General features: G+C 69.7%; 15 protein-coding genes and 5 tRNA genes. 11 read left to right on the forward strand and 9 right to left on the reverse strand.

The features are described from left to right. The first annotated feature begins 150 nt into the window (after nt 1-150). Nucleotides 151-420 (forward strand): GntR family transcriptional regulator, encoded by a 270-nt coding sequence (locus ACWCRJ_RS39055; RefSeq protein WP_450943756.1) that lies wholly within the window; start codon nt 151-153, stop codon nt 418-420. A 197-nt stretch (nt 421-617) separates the two neighbouring features. On the opposite strand, the gene ACWCRJ_RS39060 is transcribed toward ACWCRJ_RS39055, so the two are convergent. From ACWCRJ_RS39060 to ACWCRJ_RS39080, 5 genes are all read right to left on the reverse strand, one after another. Continuing rightward, nucleotides 618-690 (reverse strand) — tRNA-Lys (locus ACWCRJ_RS39060). Nucleotides 691-870: 180 nt separating this feature from the next. Next, nucleotides 871-2430 carry an amino acid permease gene (locus tag ACWCRJ_RS39065; RefSeq protein ID WP_450943757.1) on the reverse strand — a complete coding sequence of 520 codons (1560 nt, stop codon included), beginning with the start codon at nt 2428-2430 and terminating at the stop codon, nt 871-873. Nucleotides 2431-2609: 179 nt separating this feature from the next. Beyond that, a complete protein-coding gene (locus tag ACWCRJ_RS39070; RefSeq protein WP_450943758.1) occupies nt 2610-4868 on the reverse strand; it encodes a DEAD/DEAH box helicase in 2259 nt (752 codons plus the stop codon). Between the two features lie 322 nt (nt 4869-5190). Beyond that, nucleotides 5191-5736, reverse strand: a complete 546-nt coding sequence (locus tag ACWCRJ_RS39075) for a hypothetical protein (protein ID WP_450943759.1) — start codon at nt 5734-5736, stop codon at nt 5191-5193. Nucleotides 5737-5832: 96 nt separating this feature from the next. Continuing rightward, a complete protein-coding gene (locus tag ACWCRJ_RS39080) occupies nt 5833-6183 on the reverse strand; it encodes a metallopeptidase family protein (protein ID WP_005482646.1) in 351 nt (116 codons plus the stop codon). Between the two features lie 213 nt (nt 6184-6396). Between ACWCRJ_RS39080 and ACWCRJ_RS39085 the strand changes: the two genes are divergently transcribed. The 8 genes from ACWCRJ_RS39085 (at nt 6397) to ACWCRJ_RS39120 (ending at nt 15068) form a co-directional block, all read left to right on the forward strand. After that, the gene (locus ACWCRJ_RS39085; RefSeq protein WP_450943760.1) at nt 6397-8043 is read left to right on the forward strand and encodes a metallophosphoesterase family protein; all 1647 of its coding nucleotides are present in this window, start codon (nt 6397-6399) and stop codon (nt 8041-8043) included. 80 nt (nt 8044-8123) lie between these two features. Further along, nucleotides 8124-8196, forward strand: a tRNA-Glu gene (locus ACWCRJ_RS39090). Nucleotides 8197-8233: 37 nt separating this feature from the next. Further along, nucleotides 8234-8308: transfer RNA gene (locus ACWCRJ_RS39095), tRNA-Asp, on the forward strand. A 24-nt stretch (nt 8309-8332) separates the two neighbouring features. After that, nucleotides 8333-8406, forward strand: a tRNA-Phe gene (locus tag ACWCRJ_RS39100). A gap of 70 nt (nt 8407-8476) precedes the next feature. After that, entirely contained in the window at nt 8477-10108 is a 1632-nt protein-coding gene (locus tag ACWCRJ_RS39105) for a hypothetical protein (protein WP_450943761.1), read from the forward strand. A gap of 81 nt (nt 10109-10189) precedes the next feature. Beyond that, entirely contained in the window at nt 10190-14167 is a 3978-nt protein-coding gene (hrpA, locus tag ACWCRJ_RS39110) for an ATP-dependent RNA helicase HrpA (protein WP_450943762.1), read from the forward strand. A 100-nt stretch (nt 14168-14267) separates the two neighbouring features. After that, nucleotides 14268-14342 (forward strand) — tRNA-Asp (locus ACWCRJ_RS39115). A gap of 534 nt (nt 14343-14876) precedes the next feature. Next, nucleotides 14877-15068: a DUF6274 family protein gene (locus ACWCRJ_RS39120; RefSeq protein WP_450943763.1), complete on the forward strand. Its 192-nt coding sequence runs from the start codon at nt 14877-14879 to the stop codon at nt 15066-15068. 528 nt (nt 15069-15596) lie between these two features. On the opposite strand, the gene bldC is transcribed toward ACWCRJ_RS39120, so the two are convergent. Further along, nucleotides 15597-15803, reverse strand: a complete 207-nt coding sequence (bldC, locus tag ACWCRJ_RS39125) for a developmental transcriptional regulator BldC (RefSeq protein ID WP_003949541.1) — start codon at nt 15801-15803, stop codon at nt 15597-15599. Nucleotides 15804-16458: 655 nt separating this feature from the next. Next, nucleotides 16459-17301: a hypothetical protein gene (locus ACWCRJ_RS39130; protein ID WP_450943764.1), complete on the reverse strand. Its 843-nt coding sequence runs from the start codon at nt 17299-17301 to the stop codon at nt 16459-16461. A 223-nt stretch (nt 17302-17524) separates the two neighbouring features. Between ACWCRJ_RS39130 and ACWCRJ_RS39135 the strand changes: the two genes are divergently transcribed. Together ACWCRJ_RS39135 and ACWCRJ_RS39140 are read left to right on the forward strand one after the other, a co-directional pair. Continuing rightward, nucleotides 17525-18619 (forward strand): Leu/Phe/Val dehydrogenase, encoded by a 1095-nt coding sequence (locus ACWCRJ_RS39135; protein WP_450943765.1) that lies wholly within the window; start codon nt 17525-17527, stop codon nt 18617-18619. A gap of 313 nt (nt 18620-18932) precedes the next feature. Further along, nucleotides 18933-19184 carry a DUF3073 domain-containing protein gene (locus ACWCRJ_RS39140; RefSeq protein ID WP_450943766.1) on the forward strand — a complete coding sequence of 84 codons (252 nt, stop codon included), beginning with the start codon at nt 18933-18935 and terminating at the stop codon, nt 19182-19184. Between the two features lie 204 nt (nt 19185-19388). Here ACWCRJ_RS39140 and purM read toward each other — a convergent pair whose 3' ends face one another. Both purM and purF read right to left on the reverse strand, forming a co-directional pair. Continuing rightward, a complete protein-coding gene (purM, locus tag ACWCRJ_RS39145) occupies nt 19389-20459 on the reverse strand; it encodes a phosphoribosylformylglycinamidine cyclo-ligase (protein WP_450943767.1) in 1071 nt (356 codons plus the stop codon). A 41-nt stretch (nt 20460-20500) separates the two neighbouring features. After that, the gene (purF, locus tag ACWCRJ_RS39150) at nt 20501-22027 is read right to left on the reverse strand and encodes an amidophosphoribosyltransferase (RefSeq protein ID WP_450943768.1); all 1527 of its coding nucleotides are present in this window, start codon (nt 22025-22027) and stop codon (nt 20501-20503) included. Between the last annotated feature and the right edge of the window lie 14 nt (nt 22028-22041).

Below are 22041 nucleotides of genomic sequence, written 5' to 3' on the forward strand. Positions count from 1 at the left end.
CGGGAGGTCTCCACACCTCGCCGGGGTCTGCTGATTTCGACCATACCGGTAACTGCGTCCCCCTGCACCTCTCTGATTACTTCCGCGTCCCACTGCGGCGGGACGCGTTCCACTCCTGCGGTACGCGGAAGGCTGCGGCAACGTGGAGGGATGACGGAGCTTCCGCGCTACGAGTACGTGAAACTCGCCGATGCCATCGCGGCGGACATCGCCGCCGGCAAGTTGCCGCAAGGGGCCGCGCTGCCAGGCGAGCGCGCGATGACCGATCTGTATCGCGTGAGCATCGGCACCGTGCGTCGAGCTGTCGTCGAGCTCCGGAAACGAGGACTCGTCGCCACCTTGCCTGCGAAGGGGACGTACGTCATCGCGACGCCCGAGTCCTCCACGGGCAGCTCGGAGACGAACGGAACCGCTGACTAGCCCGAGGGCTCAGGAAGTTCAACCTGTGGCCGGACCCGATGTCACGTACTGGCCGGGCGACGCGGCGGACGCCCTCGCCCGGCAGCGCGTCAGGACCTCGTCGCCAAGGTCCCCGAACGCCGCGGCGCCCGAGCCGACCGAAGCCGACCCGGGCGCCGCACCGCAGGTCAGAGGGAGTAACCCCCACCCGCGAACCGTAGGCCCTGTGGGACTCGAACCCACAACCAATGGATTAAAAGTCCACTGCTCTGCCAATTGAGCTAAGGGCCCAGGCGATGTTGCCTCCCCGAGCATAGCCGGACGTGGCCGGGAGTCCGATCGGGTATCGGTGACCCGGCCGCGTCGGAGTACCGCAAAAAGGTCCGCCGCAGAACAGAACGGACGGAAGATCGCCGGAAGCGGGGCGAGTTGACTGGTGCCCGAGCCCTCTCGGTCAGGGCGGCCTCGTCCTCACCGCGCCACCTTCCGCGCCGCCTCCCGCGCCACACTGCGCTCGTGCTCGGGGTTGAGGAACCAGTGGCGGGCCGAGACGGCCCACCAGATCGCCGCGAAGCCCAGTACCACCAGGACGGCGACCGGCGCGTAGTTGAAGTTCTCCCAGGTGACCGGGGCGAGCTGCGGAAGCATGAACAGCACGGTGATGGCGAAGACCCACACCACGGCGATGATCCCGATCACCCGGGACCAGCGCCCCAGGTGCCAGGGGCCGCGCTGGAACGCCTCGCCCTTGCGCAGCCGCAGCAGGGTCGGGATGACGTAGGCGATGTAGAGGCCGATCACCGCGATCGAGGTGACGGCGGCGTACGCGGTGACATTGATCAGGTACGGGAGGCCGAGGACCAGCGCGCCGCCCGCCGCCAGCCAGACGGCCGCCACGGGAGTGCGGGTGCGCGGGCTGACGGTGTGCCAGACGTGCGAGTACGGGAGCGCGCCGTCGCGGGAGAAGGCGTAGATCATGCGGCTGTTGGCGGTGACGGAGGCCATACCGCAGAACAGCTGTGCGCCGATGACGACGAGGAGGAGCAGCTTGCCGCCGGTCGCGCCGAGCGCGTCGAGCAGGATCTGCGCGGGCGGCACCCCGGTCGCCGACTCGCGGGCGCCGTCGTAGGACTGGATGGCGAAGGTGAAGCCGAGGAGGAGGACGAAGCCCGCCACCCAGGACGTCCAGATGGACTGGACGATGCCCTTGGGGCCGGCCGTCGACGCGTCGTGCGTCTCCTCGGTCATATGGGCGGAGGCGTCGTACCCGGTGAAGGTGTACTGCGCCATCAGCAGGCCCAGCAGCACCACGTACAACCCGCTGCCCCAGCCCGTGTGGTTGACGAACTCGGTGAACACGAACGACGCCGACTGATGACTGTCCGGGACGATGACGAGCGCGCCGACGATGACCACCACGCCCACCACGTGCCACCACACGCTGATGTTGTTCAGCAGCCCGACGATGCGTACGCCGAAGGTGTTCAGGAGGCCGTGCAGCAGCAGGATCGCGGCGAAGAGGAGGATCGTCCGGCCCGGGGTCACCTCGAAGCCGAACTCCAGGTTCAGATACGCCGCCAGAAAGGACGCCGCGCCGAAGTCGATGCCGGCGGTCACGGCGACCTGGCCGAGCACGTTGAACCAGCCCGTGAACCACGCCCAGGCGGCCGCGCTGCGCTCCGGCGCCAGCCGATGGGCCCAGAAGTACAGCCCGGCGGAGGTCGGATAGGCCGAGCAGATCTCGGCCATGGCGAGGCCCACGAAGAGCGTCATCAGGCCGACCGCGACCCAGCCCCAGGTGATCACCGCGGGCCCGCCGGTGTTCATGCCGAAGAGGTAGAGCGTCATACAGCCGGAGAGGACCGAGATGATCGTGAAGGAGACCGCGTAGTTGGAGAACGCGGACATACGGCGGGCGAGGACCTGCGTGTAGCCCAGTTGGGCCAGACGTTCCTCGTCGGACACCGAGACCGACACAGACTCCGGAGCCGAAGCCCCGGCTGCCCCACGGGCTATGTCGTCATCTGTCATGCCCCCAGCAATTCCCTCTCCGGGGACGTGACATGCGCCACACCGTGGCCGAAAATCGGCGAGAACCGATCGATGCGGGATCGAACCTGACCGAACACACACGAAGGCCCGTACGACCGGAGTCGTACGGGCCCTTCGAGGTGTGAGTCGGCGTCAGCCACCGGCCTCAGCGAACGGGATCAGCCGTTGCGCTTCCAGCGCGGCTTGTCGTCGCGGCGGCCGAAGGAGGAGCCGGTGCCGGTGCCGGAACCGGAACCGGTGCCGGTGCCGCGGTGGTCGTCACGACGGCCGTACGGACGCTCGTGGCCGCCGGAGCGGAAGCCCGGACGGTCGCCGCCCTGGCGGTCACGGTTGAACGGACGGTCGCTGCCCCGGTGCCCGCCACGCTCGTCGCGACGCTCGAAGGAACGGCCGCCACGGTCGTTGTCCCGACGGAACCCGCTGCCGCCACGGTCGTCACGACGCTCGAACGAACGCCCACCGCGGTCGCCGTCACGGCGCTCGAACCCGCCACCGGCGTTGTCCCGGCGGAAGCCGCTGCCGCCACGGTCGTCACGACGCTCGAAGGAGCGGCCACCACGGTCGCCGTCCCGACGGTCGTCACGACGGTCGTTGTCCCGGCGGAAGCCACTGCCACCGCGGTCGTCACGACGCTCGAAGGTACGGCCGCCACGGTCGTTGTCCCGACGGAAGCCACTGCCACCGCGGTCGTCACGACGCTCGAAGGTACGGCCACCACGGTCGCCGTCCCGACGGTCGTCACGACGGTCGAACCCACCGCGCTCGCCGTCGCGGCGGAACCCACCACGGTCACCGCGGTCACCACGGTCGTAGCCGCTGCCGCCCCGCTCCTCGCGGCGCTGACGCGGCTGGTCGTACGAGGAACGCTCGTACGCCGGACGCTCGGCAGGCTGCTCGACGATCGCGGCCGGGGCCTCGACCGCCGTACCGTCCGCCTCGACGGCGGCGGTGACGGTGATGGCCTCGGCAGCGGCGGCGACGGCCGCCTCCGGGTCCTCGCCCCGCTCCCGCGCGGCGCGCGCGGTCAGCCGGGTGGCCTCGTCACGCAGCTCGGCGGCGCGGCGCGTGGCCCGCTCCAGCTCCTTGGTGAGCTGGGAGACCTCACGCTCCGCCTGCTGCGCGGCGTTGTCGGCCGACTCGGCCTGGACCTCGGTCATCGACCGGGCGCCGGTGATGTCGGCGACCTCGGTGTCGAAGGCCGTACCGCCCTGGATGATGTGGCGCGAGGCGTCGACGCCCGCGTCCTCCATCAGGCGGAAGATCTGCCGGCGCTGGTGCGGCAGGGACAGGGACACGACTGTGCCGCTGCGGCCCGCGCGGGCCGTACGGCCGGAGCGGTGCAGGTAGTCCTTGTGGTCACCGGCCGGGTCCACGTTGAGGACCAGGTCGATGCCGTCGACGTGGATACCGCGGGCGGCCACGTCGGTCGCGACCAGCGCGTTGACGTAGCCCTTCTTGAAGTCCTCCAGGACGCGGGTACGCGCGCCCTGCGTCATACCGCCGTGGAGCGCGTCGGCCTTCACACCGGAGTCGCAGAGCTGCTCGGCGATGCGGTCGGCGCCCAGCTGGGTGCGGACGAAGATGATCGTGCGGCCCTTGCGGGAGGCGATCGCGGCGGTGACCGGCGCCTTGTCCTTGGGCTTCACGATCAGGATGTGGTGCGACATGGTCGTGACGTTGCCCTGGGCGCTGTCGACCTCGTGCGTGACCGGGTTGCTCAGGTAACGCTTGACCAGCGTGGAGATCTCGTTCTCCATCGTGGCCGAGAACAGCATCCGCTGGCCGCCGCCCGGGATCTGGTCGAGCAGCTCGGTGACCTCGGGCAGGAAGCCCAGGTCGGACATCTGGTCGGCCTCGTCGAGCACGGCGACCTGGACGTTCTCCAGGGAGCAGGCGCCACGGTTGATGAGGTCGCGCAGCCGGCCCGGGGTGGCGACGAGGACGTCGACGCCGCGCTCCAGGGCGTAGATCTGGTTGCCCATCGACGTACCGCCGCAGACGACCTTCATCTTCAGGCCGAGGACGTCACCGTACGGCTGGAGGGCGTCCGCGACCTGCATCGCGAGCTCACGCGTCGGCGTGAGGATGATGCCGCGGGGCTTCTTCTTCTCCGTGTGGCCGCCGGCCAGCTGCGCGAGCAGCGGCAGACCGAACGACAGCGTCTTGCCGGAGCCGGTGCGGCCGCGGCCGAGGATGTCCTTGCCGGCCAGGGCGTCCGGGATGGTCGCGGCCTGGATCGGGAAGGGGGTGGTCACGCCGTTCTGCGCGAGCTTGCGCACGACGCCCTCGGGGAGACCGAGAGTCGCGAAGGTGACCTCGGGAGCGGCCTCGGCGGAGGCGTTCTCGATGTTCTCGACGACCTCTGCGTCCGCGCCGTTCTCGGGCACGACAACGTGATCAGTACTGGAAATGGACATGCGTATGCGAAACCTTCCGGAGTCTCGTCGGCACGCGCCCGTCAACTCCGTGATTCGCACACGACCGCCTCTATGCGGTCCGCCACGGCAAGGGAGAGTACGCGCCACACGGCGCGCTCTGTGATGGCGCCGGGCAATGGGGCAAGGGGATCAAACGATCTGCCACCATACGCACCCGCAACCCCTCAAGGCAAACCCAGCGGATATCCGCAGGTCCGGGCCCGACGTTTTCGGGCGGAGGTGAGGGCCGACGTCAAGCGGCGGCAGAAATCTCATCCTACAGCATGCATCGGGCGGCTCGTGCAGCATGCGCGGGGCGGCGCTAGGCGGCGTCCCCCGCCTCCGGCGCCGGCTCCCGCTCCACGAGCTGCGCGCCCTGCTCGTGCCCGCCCTGCTCGTGCGCGGACGACGACGGCTCGGCCGAGGGCTCGGGCACGGGCGACGGCGACTGGGGCGGCTCGGTCGGCTCGGGCTCGGGCTCCACGACCGGCGGCGGGGACGGCTCGCCCTTGGTCGGCTCGGGCTTCTGCGGCCCCTCGCCCTTCCCTCCGCCCTTGCCTCCCTCGGGCGGCTTCGCCCTGCCGGACGGCTTGGCCGCCCCGGAGGCCGACGCGGACGCGGAAGGGGACCCGGACGCGGAAGGGCCGGGCGAGGCGGAGCCGTGCCGCTTCCCCTGCCCGGCCTGGTACCCCGTACCGCCGCCACCCGTCCACGCGGAGCCCCCGTCGGGCCTCTCGCCGCCCCGCTGCCCCGCGGACGGCGACGGCCCGGGCTTCCGCCCGTCGTCCCCCACGCTCATACAGCCGGCGGCCGCCGCTACGGCCATGACCGTGGCGGCCAGACGGACGGGTACGTTCAAGGCGCGCACGGCGGCCACCTCCGAGGGGGGCGTGAAGGGGAGTCCCCCTGCCCAACTCCCGCCGCCCACAAGAAGACACGCGCCGCCCGGCGCCCGCGCCGGCCCCTATCCGTACCCCAGCGCGTGCAACCGCGCGTCGTCGATCCCGAAGTGATGCGCGATCTCGTGGACCACGGTCACCTCGGTCTCCGCGACCACGTCCTCCCGCGACTCGCACATCCGCAGCGTCGGCCCCCGGTAGATCGTGATCCGGTCCGGCAGCACCCCCGCGTACCACTCGCCGCGATCCGTGAGCGGAGTTCCCTCGTACAGCCCGAGCAACTCGGGGTCGTCGGCGGGCGGCTCGTCCTCGACGAACACCGCCACGTTGTCCATCAGCCGTGTCAGCTCCGGCGGAATCCGGTCCAACGCCGTGGCGACCAGTTCCTCGAACTCCTCGCGCGTCATCTCCAGCACACGGCCATTGTCATGCACGACACGCGGGTACGAGAGCCCCGGGAAGCACGCGGGCCGCACCGGGCACCGCAAACCCGGCGCATCCGCGAGCCCGGCGCACCCGCGAACGCCGGACCCAGGCACCGCCCACCCGCACGACGCCCCGGCGGCCACCCCTCCCGCCCCCACCACCCCCGCCGCATATCCGCCCCCGCCCCGGGGCATACGCGACCAATGGCACGCGCCCCCGCCGACCCGGCCTCCGCCGACACCCCCGACGTCCCGCGTTCGACCCTGCGCCGCATCCGCCGCGCCCTGTCCCGCGCCCCCCGCGCCCTGGCCCGGCACCACCGGTCCCGCCGCGCGCACCCGACCGTCGAGCTGGTCCACCACCCCCACCCGTGGACGCGGGCACTCAGCCTGGTCGCGGTCGTCCTGCTCGGCGCCTGGCTGGGCCTGCTGATCGTGGGCAACGTCCGCACCCCCGTCGGCCCCATGAACACGACGATGACCCTGCGCCCGTCCCTCACCGGCGGCACGAAGATCAACGTCTCTCCGCTGGGCGCCCTGGAGCTGCAGAGCCACAACGCCCCCGTACGCCTGGACGTGAACGTCGACCAGCTCGACCCCGAGCGCGCCCAGGCCCTGGTCGACCACCCCGAGCGGATCTCCGGGCTGCAGGAGGAGATCGCCTCCGACGTGCGGCACGGCACCATCGACCTGGCCGTACGGTCCGGCGTCGCCGTCGTCGCCGGGGCCACCACGCTCGGCCTCGCCGTCTACCGCCGCCCCCGCCGCGCCCTCGCCGCCGGCGGCCTCGCCTTCGTGCTCCTGGCCGGTGCCGGCGGGACGGCCGCCGCCACCTGGAACCCGAACTCCGTCCTGGAGCCGAAGTTCTCGGGCCTGCTCTCCTCCGCCCCCTCGATCGTCGGCAACGCGCGCAGCATCGTCACCGAATTCGACGTCTACCAGAAGGAGTTGGCCCGCCTGGTGACGAACGTGACCAAGCTGTACGACGTCACGTCCACACTCCCCGCGTACCAGCCGGACCCGACGACCATCCGCGTCCTGCACGTCTCCGACATCCATCTGAACCCCGCGAGCTGGAAGATCATCGCCTCGCTGGTGGAGCAGTACGAGATCAACGTCATCGTCGACTCCGGCGACACCATGGACCACGGCACCGCCGCCGAGAACGGGTTCCTCGACCCGATCGCCGACCTCGGGGCCCCGTACGTCTGGGTGCGCGGCAACCACGACTCCCGTGCGACGCAGCGCTATCTGGAGGGCATCGACCACACCCACGTCCTCGACGAGGGGAAGGCGGTGACCGTGGGCGGGCTGCGGTTCGCCGGGATGGGGGACCCGCAGTTCACCCCGGACCGCTCGGGCGGCGCGTCGGGCCTGCCGTCGGAGGAGGCGGCCGGGCGGCGGCTGGCGGACGCCCTGCGCGCGCAGCGGGCCGCGGGCACCCCCGTGGACATCGCGATCGCCCACAACCCGGACGCCGCCCGGGAGACGGACGGCGACGTCCCGCTCGTCCTCGCCGGGCATCTGCACCACCCCGAGATGGAGGTCCTCCGCGAGGGCACCCGCCTGCGCATCGAGGGCTCGACGGGCGGCAGCGGTCTGCGCGCCCTGGAGGGGCAGCACCCCGACCCGATCGAGGCCTCGGTCCTGTACCTCGACCGCGACACCCGTCGTCTGCAGGCCTGGGACGAGATCAAGCTGGGCGGCCTGGGCCTGACAACGGCGGAGGTCAGCCGCCATCTGCCCAAGGAGAACCAGCCGGGTGCCGCACCCGGGGAGGAGGACGGCGACGAACGGTCCCCGTCGCCCTCGGGAAGTACGTCGAAGAAGGGGTCTCCCAGTGGCCCGTAAACCGTTTTGGCGATACCTCCCGCCATCCCATATGCTTCTCACGTCCCCGACGCGCTGAGAAGCGCGCAGGCGGGCCGATAGCCCTCATCGTCTAGCGGCCTAGGACGCCGCCCTTTCAAGGCGGTAGCACGGGTTCGAATCCCGTTGGGGGTACGCAACACCCTGTGCGAGACTAGTCCCGCACAAGCTTGGTCCTGTGGAGCAGTTTGGAGTGCTCGCCACCCTGTCAAGGTGGAGGCCGCGGGTTCAAATCCCGTCAGGACCGCTGGTGTTTCACGTGAAACATCGCGGCTGGGTAGCTCAGTTGGTACGAGCGATCGCCTGAAAAGCGATAGGTCGCCGGTTCGACCCCGGCCCCAGCCACATCACACGAAAACCCCCTCCAGTCACCTGGAGGGGGTTTTCGTCGCTCATGGAAACCTGAGGGGGGTTCTTGAGAGGCATCACCAGGGGACTTGTGACGGTCGGCGCCGTCCTGTTCTCCGTGCTCGCGATACCCGGCACGGCACACGCCGACGCTCCGGTCGTCAAGGAGGCGGGCAGCTCCGGCGACTGGGCGGCCATCGACGTACGCCTCAACCACGGCAGCGCGATCGGCGAGGACGTCACGGAGATCACCGCGACGCTCCGCCCCGTCGGCAGTGCCGAATCCGACACCCCCGTGGCGACGGTCACCGATTTCAAGCAGACGAACTGGGTCACCAGCTGGGAAGGCGTGTGGTCCTCGCCCCCCGTCCACCTGGACACCCTGGGCGACTACACGATCGACGTCGAGGCCACCACCAGCGCGGGTGAGACCACGGTCCGCAAGAACGCCGGCACCCTGCGGTACCGCAAGCAGCCGGTCCTCCAGGACTTCGCCGTCACTCCCACCGCACCGACCATCGACGACAAGACGGTCACGGTCAGCGGTGACCTGGTCGTGCGCGATCCGAGCACCCGCGCGACCGAGCCCCTGCCGGGCGCCTCCGTGGACCTCAGGATCGGCCAGCGCATCGAGACGACGGCCACCACGGACGAGAAGGGTCACTTCTCTGTCACCCGCGAGCTGGCGGAGGGCGGCTGGGCCTGGGCCACGTACCAGGGCGATCTGGGGTACGCCTCCACCCCCTGGGTCGACATCGCACCCAAGGCGGCACCGACCCGCCTCGTCCTCGACAAGGCGAGCTTCCACCCCACGGCCGGCGACAGGATCACGGTCTCCGGCACGCTCGAGTACCAGAGCGGCTCGGAGTGGAAGCCCCTGTCCGGCATTCCGCTGGAGATGGACCACAAGAACAGCAGCACCGCCAGCCCGATCGAGGCGACCACGGACGCCGAAGGCCGCTTCGGCTTCGTGGCGAGCCCGTATCAGAAGACCGTGTACGAGGTGGCCTTCTCGCCGTACCCGCACAACGCCTGGATCCAGCGCACCGCGACCGCCGACATCTCCGTCGCGGTCACGGCGACGACGAAGTTCCGGGAGTTCACGGCCTCGCTGGACGAGTACGCCGAGCTCAGCGTCTCCGGCACGCTCGGGGTCACCGGGGACGACCACAGCGAGCGGGTGAGCGTCGCCGTCCAGTACTCGCCCGACGGCAAGACCGGCTGGACCACCGAGAAGACGGTGAAGACCGGCTTCGACGAGCAGTTCCGCGTCAAGGTGCCGGGCTACACCGACGGCTACTGGCGGCTGCGGTACGCCGGTTCCACGACGTACGACGTCAAGGGCACCACCAGCGGCGCGTCGCGCGAGAACCGAATCCTCACCCGGATCAAGGACGCGAACGCCTCGCCCGAGCCGGTCCGCAAGGGCCGCACGGTCACCGTCAAGGGCGTGCTCCAGGAGCGCAAGGCCGACGCGTCCACGTGGAAGGCGTACGGCTCCAAGAAGGTCCAGATCCTCTTCCGGCCCAAGGGCAAGAAGACCTGGTACCTGATGACGACCGTCACCTCGAAATCGAACGGTTCCTTCAGCAAGGGATTCACGGCCCAGCAGGACGGCACCTGGGTACCCGTCTTCGCGAAGCCCGACAGCAAGCACTTCGTCGGCAGCGGTAAAGAGGACTACGTCGACGTGCGGTAACGCGCATCACAGGCACCGGGCGAGGGGCGGACGCAAAAGCGTTCGCCCCTCGTTTCGTCGAGGTGAGATCCTGGGTTCCGTATGTCTACGCCACCTGCCCCCGCCTTCGGCGCCCTCGCCCCCCGTCTGGCCGAGCTGTCCCTGCGCGACGCGCACCGGCTCGGACGCAGGCTCGAAGGCGCGCGCAAGATCCGTAAGCCCGAGGCCCGGGCCGCCGTGCTCGCCGAGATCGAGGCGGAGGTCACCAAGGGCGTGTCCCGCATGGCCGAACGCGCCGCGCGCGTGCCGGCCGTCTCGTACCCCGAGCAGCTGCCCGTCAGCCAGAAGAAGGACGACATCGCGGCGGCCATCCGCGATCATCAGGTCGTCATCGTCGCGGGCGAGACCGGCTCCGGAAAGACGACCCAGATCCCCAAGATCTGTATGGAGCTGGGGCGTGGCGTCCGCGGCATGATCGGGCACACCCAGCCCCGTCGTATCGCCGCCCGTACGGTCGCCGAGCGCGTGGCGGAGGAGCTGCGGACCCCGCTCGGCGAGGCCGTGGGTTGGAAGGTGCGCTTCACCGACCAGGTCAACCCGGACGCCACCTTCGTCAAGCTGATGACGGACGGCATCCTGCTCGCCGAGATCCAGACGGACCGCGAGCTGCGCGCCTACGACACGATCATCATCGACGAGGCCCACGAGCGGTCCCTCAACATCGACTTCCTGCTGGGTTATCTCGCCCAGCTGCTGCCCAAGCGCCCCGACCTCAAGGTCGTCATCACCTCCGCGACCATCGACCCCGAGCGTTTCTCCCGCCACTTCGGCGACGCGCCGATCGTCGAGGTCAGCGGCCGTACGTACCCGGTCGAGGTGCGCTACCGCCCCCTGCTGGAGGAGGACGGCGACGACGCCGACCGGGACCAGATCACCGCGATCTGTGACGCCGTCGAGGAGCTTCAGGGCGAGGGGAAGGGTGACATCCTCGTCTTCCTCTCCGGGGAGCGGGAGATCCGCGACACCGCCGACGCGCTGATCAAGAAGAACTACCGGTTCACGGAGGTGCTCCCTCTGTACGCCCGGCTCTCGCACGCCGAGCAGCACCGGGTCTTCCAGCCCCACACGGGGCGCAGGATCGTTCTGGCCACGAACGTCGCCGAGACCTCCCTCACGGTGCCCGGCATCAAGTACGTCATCGACCCGGGCTTCGCCCGCATCAGCCGCTACAGCCACCGCACCAAGGTCCAGCGCCTCCCGATCGAGGCGATCTCCCAGGCCAGCGCCAACCAGCGCAAGGGCCGCTGCGGCCGTACGTCCGACGGTGTCTGCATCCGCCTGTACAGCGAGGACGACTTCGAGGCGCGTCCGGAGTTCACGGACGCGGAGATCCTCCGGACGAACCTCGCCTCCGTCATCCTGCAGATGACCGCGGCCGGCCTCGGTGACATCGAGAAGTTCCCCTTCATCGACCCGCCGGACCACCGCAACATCCGCGACGGCGTCCAGCTCCTCCAGGAGCTCGGCGCGCTCGACGCGGCACAGAAGGACGCACGCAAACGGCTGACCCCGATGGGCCGCAAGCTCTCGCAGCTGCCGGTCGACCCGCGTCTGGCCCGCATGGTCGTCGAGGCCGACAAGAACGGCTGTGCCCGCGAGGTCATGGTGATCGCCGCCGCGCTCTCCATCCAGGACCCGCGCGAGCGCCCCGCCGACAAGCAGGCCCAGGCGGACCAGCAGCACGCCCGCTTCAAGGACGAGACGAGCGACTTCCTCGCCTACCTCAACCTCTGGCGGTACGTCCGCGAGCAGCAGAAGGAACGCGGCTCGTCGTCCTTCCGCCGGATGTGCAAGCAGGAGTACCTGAACTTCCTGCGGATCCGCGAGTGGCAGGACATCTACAGCCAACTGCGCACGGTCGCCCGGCAGATGGACATCCACCTCAACGAGGACGACGCCCCCGAGCAGCACGTTCACCTCTCCCTCCTCGCCGGTCTGCTGTCCCACATCGGCATGAAGGACGTGAAGGAGACCGGGGGCGAGGGCGGACGGAGCACGGGCAAGAACGAGTACCTGGGCGCCCGGAACGCCAAGTTCGCGATCTTCCCCGGCTCGGCCCTCTTCAAGAAGCCCCCGCGCTTCGTGATGTCGGCGGAACTGGTGGAGACCTCGCGCCTGTGGGCCCGGGTGAACGCCAGGATCGAGCCCGAGTGGGTCGAGCCGCTCGCCGAGCACCTGCTGAAGCGCACGTACAGCGAGCCGCACTGGGAGAAGGACCAGGCGGCCGTGATGGCGTACGAGAAGGTCACGCTGTACGGCGTGCCGATCGTCGTCCAGCGGAAGATCAACTACGGACGGATCGACGCGGAGGCCAGCCGCGAGCTGTTCATCCGGAACGCCCTGGTCGAGGGCGACTGGCGCACGCACCACAAGTTCTTCGCCGACAACCGCAAGCTGCTCAGCGAGGTCGAGGAGCTGGAGCACCGGGCCCGGCGCCGGGACATCGTGGTCGACGACGACACCCTGTTCGACTTCTACGACCAGCGGGTCCCCGAGCATGTCGTCTCCGGCGCCCACTTCGACTCCTGGTGGAAGCACAAGCGCCATGAGCAGCCGGACTTCCTGGACTTCGAGCGGGAGATGCTCATCCGGGAGTCGGCGGAGGCGGTCACGAAGGACGACTACCCGGACTCCTGGCGCCAGGGGCAGCTCAAGTTCCGTGTCACGTACCAGTTCGAGCCGGGTGCCGACGCGGACGGGGTGACGGTCCACGTCCCCCTCCAGGTCCTCAACCAGGTCACCGACGAGGGCTTCGACTGGCAGATCCCGGGTCTGCGGGAGGAGGTCGTGACGGAGCTGATCCGTTCCCTCCCCAAGCCGATCCGCCGCAACTACGTACCGGCGCCCAACTTCGCGCGGCGCTTCCTGGACCAGGCGGTCCCCCTCCAGGAGCCGCTGCCGGTGACGATGGCCCGCGAGCTGAAGCGCATGGTGGGCGTCCCGGTGACGCCCGAGGACTTCGACTGGTCCCGGGTCCCCGACCATCTGAGGATCACCTTCCGGATCGTCGACGAGCGGCGCCGGAAGGTGGCCGAGGACAAGGACCTGGAGGCGCTGCGGCTGCGGCTGAAGCCGAAGGCCCGTCAGGCCCTCTCCCAGGCCGCCGCCGCGACCGCCGAGCGCGAGGGCGGCGAGTCCCTGGAGCGCAAGGGCCTCACCGACTGGACCATCGGCTCGCTCACCCGTGTCTTCGAGACCCGCAGGGCCGGGCAGCCGGTGAAGGCGTACCCGGCACTCGTGGACGACGGACCGACGTCGAACACCGTCTCCGTCCGCCTCTTCGACACCGAGGCGGAGCAGTCCGAAGCGATGTGGAAGGGCACCCGGAGACTCATCCTCCGCAACATTCCGGTCAACCCTGCGAAGTTCGCGAGCGAAAAGCTCACCAACGCTCAGAAGCTGGCACTGTCCGCGAATCCGCACGGTTCGATCCAGGCGCTGTTCGACGACTGCGCGATGGCGGCGGCCGACAAACTGATCGCCGACTTCGGCGGACCCGCCTGGGACGAGTCGTCGTACCGCAAGCTGTACGACAAGGTGCGCGCGGAGATCGTCGACACGACGGTCCGTACGGTCGGGCAGGTGCAGCAGGTGCTGGCCGCCTGGCAGGCCTGCGAGCGCCGGCTGAAGTCCACGCGCAGCCCGGCCCTCCTCGCCAACCTCGCGGATGTACGAGGGCAGCTGGACGCCCTGGTGAAGCCCGGGTTCGTCACGGAGGCGGGGTTGCGGCGGCTGCCGGACCTGATGCGCTACCTGGTGGCGGCCGACCGCCGGCTGCAGCAGATGCCGACCGCCGTCCAGCGGGACACGTCCCGCATGGAGAAGGTCCACGAGATGCGCGACGAGTACGCCTGGCTGCTGGAACAGCTCCCCCAGGGCCGGCCCGTCCCCTCGTCGGTCCTGGAGATCCGCTGGATGATCGAGGAGCTGCGCGTCAGCTATTTCGCGCATGCCCTGGGCACGGCGTACCCCGTCTCCGACAAGCGGATCGTGAAGGCGATCGACGCGGCGGTGCCGTAACGACCCCTTCACTGAAAGTGAGTTCGCGCGGCGGGCTCCCGCTCCTGTACAGTCTCTTCTCGCAGGCCAGCGCGGCAACAAGGCGCGGACTGCGAAACCTGGTCCTGTGGAGCAGTTTGGAGTGCTCGCCACCCTGTCAAGGTGGAGGCCGCGGGTTCAAATCCCGTCAGGACCGCTTGATCGCCGAGAGGCCCGCATTCGAAGAGAATGCGGGCCTCTCGTCGTGTGCGCCGACTTCTCCCCGATGCGGCCCTCGGCTTGGTGAGGGCTGTCGGCCGGCGTGGCGTCCCGGTCGAGGTGCGGGGCTCGCGCGCCGACCGGCAAGGCGGAAGTGGCATTGCGGTCACCGGGTGCCGCGCCCTCGCCACCCGTATACGTCGGGCTCTCGTCGGTCGAGCGCCCGCCATGTCCCGCGCGGACGGGAGCGGGACGGCGGCCATGCGGTTGGCGGGGTGAAGAGGAAGGTTTCGGGAGCGCCCGGAAGCCCACCGCGCGGCGGTCGTCGCGAAGCCGCGCGGGAGCGACCGTCACCGTCCAAGATCCAGGGCGGCTGGGGCCGTTGGGCGTGCGAGGGGCATCTGTGGCCCCTCGTGCGCTTCCCGCGCCCCCGGAGGGCGTCCACGCTCCCTCCTCGGGCGCGGTGGGGGTTGACGGCGTCACATTCCGCCGGTACCTCAGATTCAGGGCCCCGAGACCCTGGAGGTGGCGTATGGCGGCGTCCGCTCGGCACGAGACCCGCGCATTGCTCCGTGCACACCTGTCGGCCGCTTCCTCGTACCGCCACCTCACCCGCCACTGCCCCATCTGCCACCGCCTGCTGCGGCTGGCGACGGAGCACGGGGCGGGCGGCGAGGACGGCGCGGAGGGGCCCGCGGCGGACGAGACGCCCTCCAAGGCGTGAGACGCGCCCCGGAGGGAACACACTCGGCTAGGTGGAACGGCTGGGGCATGCCACGAGTAACTCCCGGTTCCATTACCGCAGATGCCGCTCGGGCAGCAAGGACTCTGGCGTGTGACGGGTGTCACCGCATGAGTTTTCGGAACCCCGGTTCTTACCGGTCTCCTACAACTGGTCAATTTAATATGTGCAATTGCACCAGTCCCTGAGACCCTCCACAGGAGATCCGACAGGCCTCCCCAGAGTCCGACAAGCCCGCGCACAACCTGTCGCTTCCCGACCGGACACCCCCGGTCCGGCGCACAAAAAAGATCGCGCTGGACCCGGCGGAGTCCAGCGCGATCTACGACGCACCCTTGGTGCTTGCCTGACGATGCCCAGGGGGCCTGAGGCCTCCCGGAAAGTTCTGTGTGGCTCGGGCGTGGGGTCTGTTGGGGCAGAACCCGCGTCGTTCAAAGCAGTTTGAGCGGTGGTGCTTCCAGGCTCCCGGCCGATTGGGGGACCAGCCGAAATGCCCTGTTAAGCGAGGTTTCAGGCCTCGCTGCGCTGCTGCGGAATACCCGCGAGCAGTGCGCGGACCTCAGCCTCGCGGTAGCGGCGGTGTCCGCCGAGCGTGCGGATGGACGTGAGCTTGCCGGCCTTCGCCCACCGCGTGACCGTCTTCGGGTCCACACGGAACATGGTGGCGACCTCAGCCGGGGTCAGCAGCGGCTCGGCATCAGGGGTGCGAGCGGTCATGAGCGGCCTCCTCGGGAGAACCGAACCTTCTCGGTTCTTTCCTCTAAATTCTGCACCTTGACCCGCGTTGCCCGAAATGGCGGACGCGAGTCGAGTCGGTTATAGGACGAACGGCTTGTCCTCGGCACTACAACTACACCATCCGTCCAGCCGCGTCGGCCAAACCGATGGAATTGCCCTCCCAGGTGTTCATCAGCGACGGATGCCGATGGACCACCCCATAGCGGACAGTCACGCCACTGTGACGATCAGTCACAGTGGCGTGCAGGAGTCACGAGACCCCCCCATAGCGTGCAATGCAGAGATTCCACCCAAACGCGGGCAGAAGGAGCCTCCCCCGGGCTCCTTGTCCTATTTTGACACGAGGAGGTGCGTAAGAGGCAAGGCCCGCGTAAGTGCAATCCGTCACGCTTGGCGGCTTCTTGACGCAAAAGCCCGGATCGGGACCTACGTCCCCCTGTGACGCCCCGCAGATAACTGCGCGGTGTCAAGCTTGGGTCAAGGGTGGACAGTTCACCATGGTTCGGCCTTCATGGAAAGCCTTTGCTCACTGGCCCCACAAGTCACAAGTACGGCTGCGGGGTTGAGTCGGTTCAACCGGATCAGTCCGGTTCTGATCGCCGAGTGCCCGAACCTGATCGCCCGAGAGCCGCTCTCAGTTCGCCGAGCGCCGGTCCCGCACCGCCCGCCAGCGCTCGACCAGCCGCCCGTACGCCTCCCCGGCGGCAGGCCCGTCCCCGTCGCGGAGGGCCTCGATGCCCTCGGCGACATCGGCGGCGGAGTGGTCGCCGTCCAGCTCGGCGGCGGGCAGGACGTGCACCAGGCCGCCGTAGTCCAGCTCGACGAGCGAGCGCGGGTGGAACTCCTCCAGCCAGCGGCCCACGTCGATCAGACCGTCGACGAGCGGCCCCTCGTCGATGGTGTCCCGCAGGGTCCGCAGCCCACGCGCCACGCGCCGCCGGGCCTGCACCATGGGAGTGCGATAGCGAAGCACCGGCGAGTTCTCGCCGGATCCCTTCTCGTAGATGCGCTCCTCGTCCGAGACGAGCACGAACCAGTTCAGCGGCACCTGCCAGGTCGCCGTGCGGATCCACGGACGGGCGTCGGGGTTGCCCGCCATCCACCGCTCGTAGTCCTGGCTCGCCTGGTGCCGCACCAGAGGCGGCAGCACCGCGTCCAGGACCGGGGCGGGCAGCTCCTCGGCCAGGTCGCCGAGCGCCTGCCAGCCGCGCAGCCGGGTCCGCCAGGGGCACACGCAGACCACCCCGTCGACGTCCAGCACGAAGGCGTCCCCGCTCTCGTGCACCGGCACCGGCATGGGCGGGGTCGGCAGCAGGTCGGCCAGCGAGCGGCGCAGCTCGTCCTGGTAGGAGGGCCGGTCGGTGCGCCGGGCGTAGCGGGTCCAGTGGCCGCGCTCCGGCTCGGGGAAGGCCGCCAGCGGTTCGTACACGCGAAGGTAGGACGCGTACGGGACGATCACCGAGGACACCTTGGGCACGCCTGCTCCCTCCCCCGGCTGTCACCGGGGAAACCTGCCGAACCCGCACACCGGCGGGCCGGAAAACTGTGCGGATCGCACCACGTCCGTACTCCGGAAGTGGGGTGATCCTGAGGCTGCGCCGCTGTACGGCGGACGCAGGCTCTAATCTCATGCTCACAGACCCCGCCACCCGTACGGGAGCCTGTACCCAACCGCCGCTTCTTACCCAGGAGTCACCACAGTGACCGATGTATCTGACGGCGTCCTGCACACCCTGTTCCAGTCGGACCAGGGCGGTCACGAGCAAGTCGTGCTCTGCCAGGACCGGGCCAGCGGCCTCAAGGCCGTCATCGCCATCCACTCCACCGCGCTCGGCCCCGCTCTCGGCGGCACGCGCTTCTACCCGTACGCGACCGAGGCGGAGGCCGTCGCCGACGCGCTGAACCTCGCCCGCGGAATGTCGTACAAGAACGCCATGGCCGGTCTCGACCACGGCGGCGGCAAGGCCGTGATCATCGGCGACCCCGACCGGATCCGGAGCGAGGAGCTGCTGCTCGCCTACGGGCGGTTCGTGGCCTCGCTGGGCGGCCGTTACGTCACCGCGTGCGACGTCGGCACGTACGTCGCCGACATGGACGTCGTGGCCCGCGAGTGCCGCTGGACGACGGGCCGCTCCCCCGAGAACGGCGGCGCGGGCGACTCGTCCGTGCTCACCGCCTTCGGCGTCTACCAGGGCATGCGGGCCTCCGCCCAGCACGTCTGGGGCGATCCGTCGCTGCGCGGCCGCCGGGTCGGCATCGCGGGCGTCGGCAAGGTCGGCCACCACCTCGTGACCCACCTGCTGGCCGAGGGCGCCGAGATCGTGATCACGGACGTGCGCGAGGACGCCGTACGGCGGATCCTCGACCGGCACCCGGAAGGGATCACCGCGGTCTCCGGCACCGACGCGCTCATCCGGACCGAGGGGCTCGACATCTACGCCCCCTGCGCGCTCGGCGGGGCCCTCGACGACGCCTCCGTGCCCGTCCTCACCGCCAAGGTGGTGTGCGGCGCGGCCAACAACCAGCTCGCGCACCCCGGCGTCGAGAAGGACCTCGCCGACCGCGGGATCCTCTACGCGCCGGACTACGTGGTGAACGCCGGCGGGGTCATCCAGGTCGCCGACGAGCTCGACGGGTTCGACTTCGAGCGGTGCAGGGCCAAGGCCGCGAAGATCTTCGACACCACACTGGCGATCTTCGCACGTGCGAAGACGGATGGTATCCCGCCGGCCGCCGCGGCCGACCGGATCGCCGAGCAGCGGATGCACGAGGCGGCCTTGCGCCGCGGTCACTGAGTCCGGTCGGCCGGCGCCGCACGGCCTACGTGCGGCGGCGGCCGGTACCCGTCGGCGGCATTAGAGAGAACTCTCACTTCCGTCGGCGGGTCGCTCGCCCAGAAACGGTTAAAATCACCTTTGACCAGCGGGGAAAGGGCTCCTCGCCGGTTCTGGGCACGGGCACGTCCTGCGGGCGACGTACCGTATGGGCGTGGGCTCAGGTACCGTGGAAGCCCTACGGACCGGTCTCTCCATGGAGAGTCCGTTCCAGATCATGAACGCGTGTCAAGACTCTGGGGCCACCGAGCCCCGTATCCGAGGGGGTCGAGCCATGGGGCGCGGCCGGGCAAAGGCCAAGCAGACGAAGGTCGCCCGCCAGCTGAAGTACAGCAGCGGCGGGACTGATCTTTCGCGTCTGGCCAATGAGCTGGGCGCTTCGACTTCGAGCCAGCCGCCGAATGGCGAGCCGTTCGAGGATGACGAAGACGACGACGACCCGTACTCCCAGTACGCGGATCTCTACAACGACGACGAGGACGAGGACGACGAGTCCGGTCCGGCGTCGCATCGCCGCGGGGCTTGACGTCGCAACGCCGCGCTACCCGGTCCGGATGGGTTTTCACCGCCGGACCGGGTTTTGTGCGGTCCCGCTCCGCTTGGGGCGGGGCGCCTCGTAGCTCGGGTCCCCCTGTGATCTGGCGACTGCGGGTGCGTCGTGCGTTTCTCGCGCGCAGTCCCCCGCGGCCCTGGGGGCGGCCTTCGGCCTGCCCCCAGGGGCTGGAGCTGTTCAGGCCCGCGCGTAGTCGCCCACCAGTTCCGCGCCCGTCGTGTGGTCGGCGCGGTCGGTGATCTCGCCTGCCACCCAGGCATCGACACCACGGTCCGCCAGGGTCCTCAGGGCCACGTCCGCGGACTCCTGGGGGACGATGGCGATCATGCCCACGCCCATGTTCAGGGTCTTCTCCAGCTCCAGGCGCTCGACCTGTCCCGTCCTGCCGACCAGGTCGAAGATCGGGGCCGGGGTCCAGGTGGAGCGGTCCACGATCGCGTGGAGCGTGTCGGGGATCACGCGGGCCAGGTTGGCCGCGAGACCGCCGCCGGTGACGTGGCTGAAGGCGTGGACCTCGGTGGTGCGGGTGAGGGCCAGACAGTCCAGCGAGTAGATCTTGGTGGGCTCCAGCAGCTCCGCGCCGAGGGTGCGGCCCAGCTCGGCGATCTCGGCGTCCAGGGAGAGACCGGCCTGGTTCAGCAGGACATGCCGGACGAGCGAGTACCCGTTCGAGTGAAGGCCGGAGGCCGCCATGGCGATCACCGCGTCACCCGTACGGATACGATCCGGGCCGAGCAGGTGCTCCGCCTCGACCACGCCCGTGCCGGCGCCGGCCACGTCGAAGTCGTCCGGGCCGAGGAGGCCGGGGTGCTCGGCGGTCTCGCCGCCGACGAGGGCGCAGCCGGCGAGGACACAGCCCTCGGCGATGCCCTTGACGATGGCGGCGACCCGCTCGGGGTGGACCTTGCCGACACAGATGTAGTCGGTCATGAACAGCGGTTCGGCGCCGCAGACCACGATGTCGTCCATCACCATCGCGACCAGGTCGTGGCCGATGGTGTCGTACACGCCGAGCTGCCGGGCGATGTCGACCTTCGTGCCGACGCCGTCCGTGGCGGAGGCGAGCAGCGGGCGCTCGTAGCCCTTGAGGGCGGAGGCGTCGAAGAGGCCGGCGAAGCCGCCGAGGCCGCCGAGGACCTCGGGGCGCTGCGTCTTCTTCACCCACTCCTTCATCAGCTCGACGGCGCGGTCGCCCGCCTCGATGTCGACGCCCGCGGCTGCGTAGCTGGCACCAGTTGTCTCAGACATGACGGTGAGAACTTTCGTGTCGTACTGCAGGTAGGACGGGCTTACGGGCGACGGATCGCGTCGGCCGCGGCCGTGGCTGCCGGTCCGGCGGCCAGCTCGGTCTCCAGGAGCTGCTTGCCGAGCAGCTCGGGGTCCGGCAGCTCCATCGGGTACTCGCCGTCGAAGCAGGCGCGGCAGAGGTTGGGCTTGGCGATGGTGGTCGCCGCGATCATGCCGTCGAGGGAGATGTACGCCAGGGAGTCGGCGCCGAGCGAGGTGCCGATCTCGTCGATCGTCATGCCGTTGGCGATGAGTTCGGCGCGGGTCGCGAAGTCGATGCCGAAGAAGCAGGGCCACTTCACGGGCGGCGAGGAGATCCGGATGTGGACCTCGGCGGCGCCCGCCTCGCGGAGCATCCGGACCAGCGCGCGCTGGGTGTTGCCGCGGACGATCGAGTCGTCGACGACCACCAGGCGCTTGCCCTTGATGACTTCCTTGAGCGGGTTCAGCTTCAGACGGATGCCGAGCTGGCGGATCGTCTGGGAGGGCTGGATGAACGTACGTCCGACATACGCGTTCTTCACCAGACCCGCACCGAACGGGATGCCCGAGGCCTCCGCGTAGCCGATGGCGGCCGGGGTGCCGGACTCCGGGGTCGCTATGACGAGGTCGGCCTCGACCGGGGCTTCCTTGGCCAGCTTGCGGCCCATCTCCACACGGGAGAGGTACACGTTCCGGCCGGCGATGTCGGTGTCCGGGCGGGCCAGGTAGACGTACTCGAAGACACAGCCCTTCGGCTTCGCTTCCGCGAATCGGGAGCTGCGCAGGCCGTTCTCGTCGATGGCGATGAACTCGCCCGGCTCGATCTCGCGGACGAAGCTCGCGCCGCAGATGTCGAGGGCGGCGCCCTCGGAGGCGACGACCCAGCCGCGCTCCAGCCGGCCGAGGACCAGCGGGCGGATCCCCTGCGGGTCACGGGCGGCGTACAGGGTGTGCTCGTTCATGAAGACCAGGGAGAAGGCACCGCGGACCTGCGGGAGGACCTTCGGGGCGGCCTCCTCGACGGTCAGCGACTTGCCGTCCTCGTCGACCTGGGCCGCGAGGAGCGCGGTGAGCAGGTCGGTGTCGTTGGTGGCCGCGACGCGGGGCGTACGGCCCTCCTGCTTGGGCAGGTCGGCGACCATCTCCGCGAGCTGGGCGGTGTTGACCAGGTTGCCGTTGTGGCCGAGCGCGATGGAGCCGTGCGCGGTGGCACGGAACGTCGGCTGGGCGTTCTCCCACACGGAGGCACCCGTGGTCGAGTAGCGGGCGTGACCGACCGCGATGTGACCCTGGAGGGAACCGAGCGAGGTCTCGTCGAAGACCTGGGAAACGAGGCCCATGTCCTTGAAGACGAGGATCTGGGAGCCGTTGCTGACCGCGATACCCGCGGATTCCTGGCCCCGATGCTGGAGGGCGTAGAGCCCGAAGTAAGTGAGCTTCGCGACCTCTTCGCCCGGAGCCCAGACACCGAAGACGCCACACGCGTCCTGGGGGCCTTTCTCGCCGGGGAGAAGGTCGTGGTTGAGTCGTCCGTCACCACGTGGCACGCCACCGAGTGTAG

Source organism: Streptomyces sp. NPDC002324 (assembly GCF_053593335.1).

What these genes read in the sequence shown, in the direction of transcription:
- ACWCRJ_RS39065 (WP_450943757.1), bottom strand. Translation starts at nt 2,430, where the DNA reads ATGACAGATGACGACATAGCCCGTGGGGCAGCCGGGGCTTCGGCTCCG.
- purM (WP_450943767.1), bottom strand. Translation starts at nt 20,459, where the DNA reads ATGTCTGAGACAACTGGTGCCAGCTACGCAGCCGCGGGCGTCGACATC.
- ACWCRJ_RS39085 (WP_450943760.1), top strand. Translation starts at nt 6,397, where the DNA reads ATGGCACGCGCCCCCGCCGACCCGGCCTCCGCCGACACCCCCGACGTC.
- ACWCRJ_RS39140 (WP_450943766.1), top strand. Translation starts at nt 18,933, where the DNA reads ATGGGGCGCGGCCGGGCAAAGGCCAAGCAGACGAAGGTCGCCCGCCAG.
- ACWCRJ_RS39055 (WP_450943756.1), top strand. Translation starts at nt 151, where the DNA reads ATGACGGAGCTTCCGCGCTACGAGTACGTGAAACTCGCCGATGCCATC.
- hrpA (WP_450943762.1), top strand. Translation starts at nt 10,190, where the DNA reads ATGTCTACGCCACCTGCCCCCGCCTTCGGCGCCCTCGCCCCCCGTCTG.
- ACWCRJ_RS39120 (WP_450943763.1), top strand. Translation starts at nt 14,877, where the DNA reads ATGGCGGCGTCCGCTCGGCACGAGACCCGCGCATTGCTCCGTGCACAC.
- bldC (WP_003949541.1), bottom strand. Translation starts at nt 15,803, where the DNA reads ATGACCGCTCGCACCCCTGATGCCGAGCCGCTGCTGACCCCGGCTGAG.
- ACWCRJ_RS39070 (WP_450943758.1), bottom strand. Translation starts at nt 4,868, where the DNA reads ATGTCCATTTCCAGTACTGATCACGTTGTCGTGCCCGAGAACGGCGCG.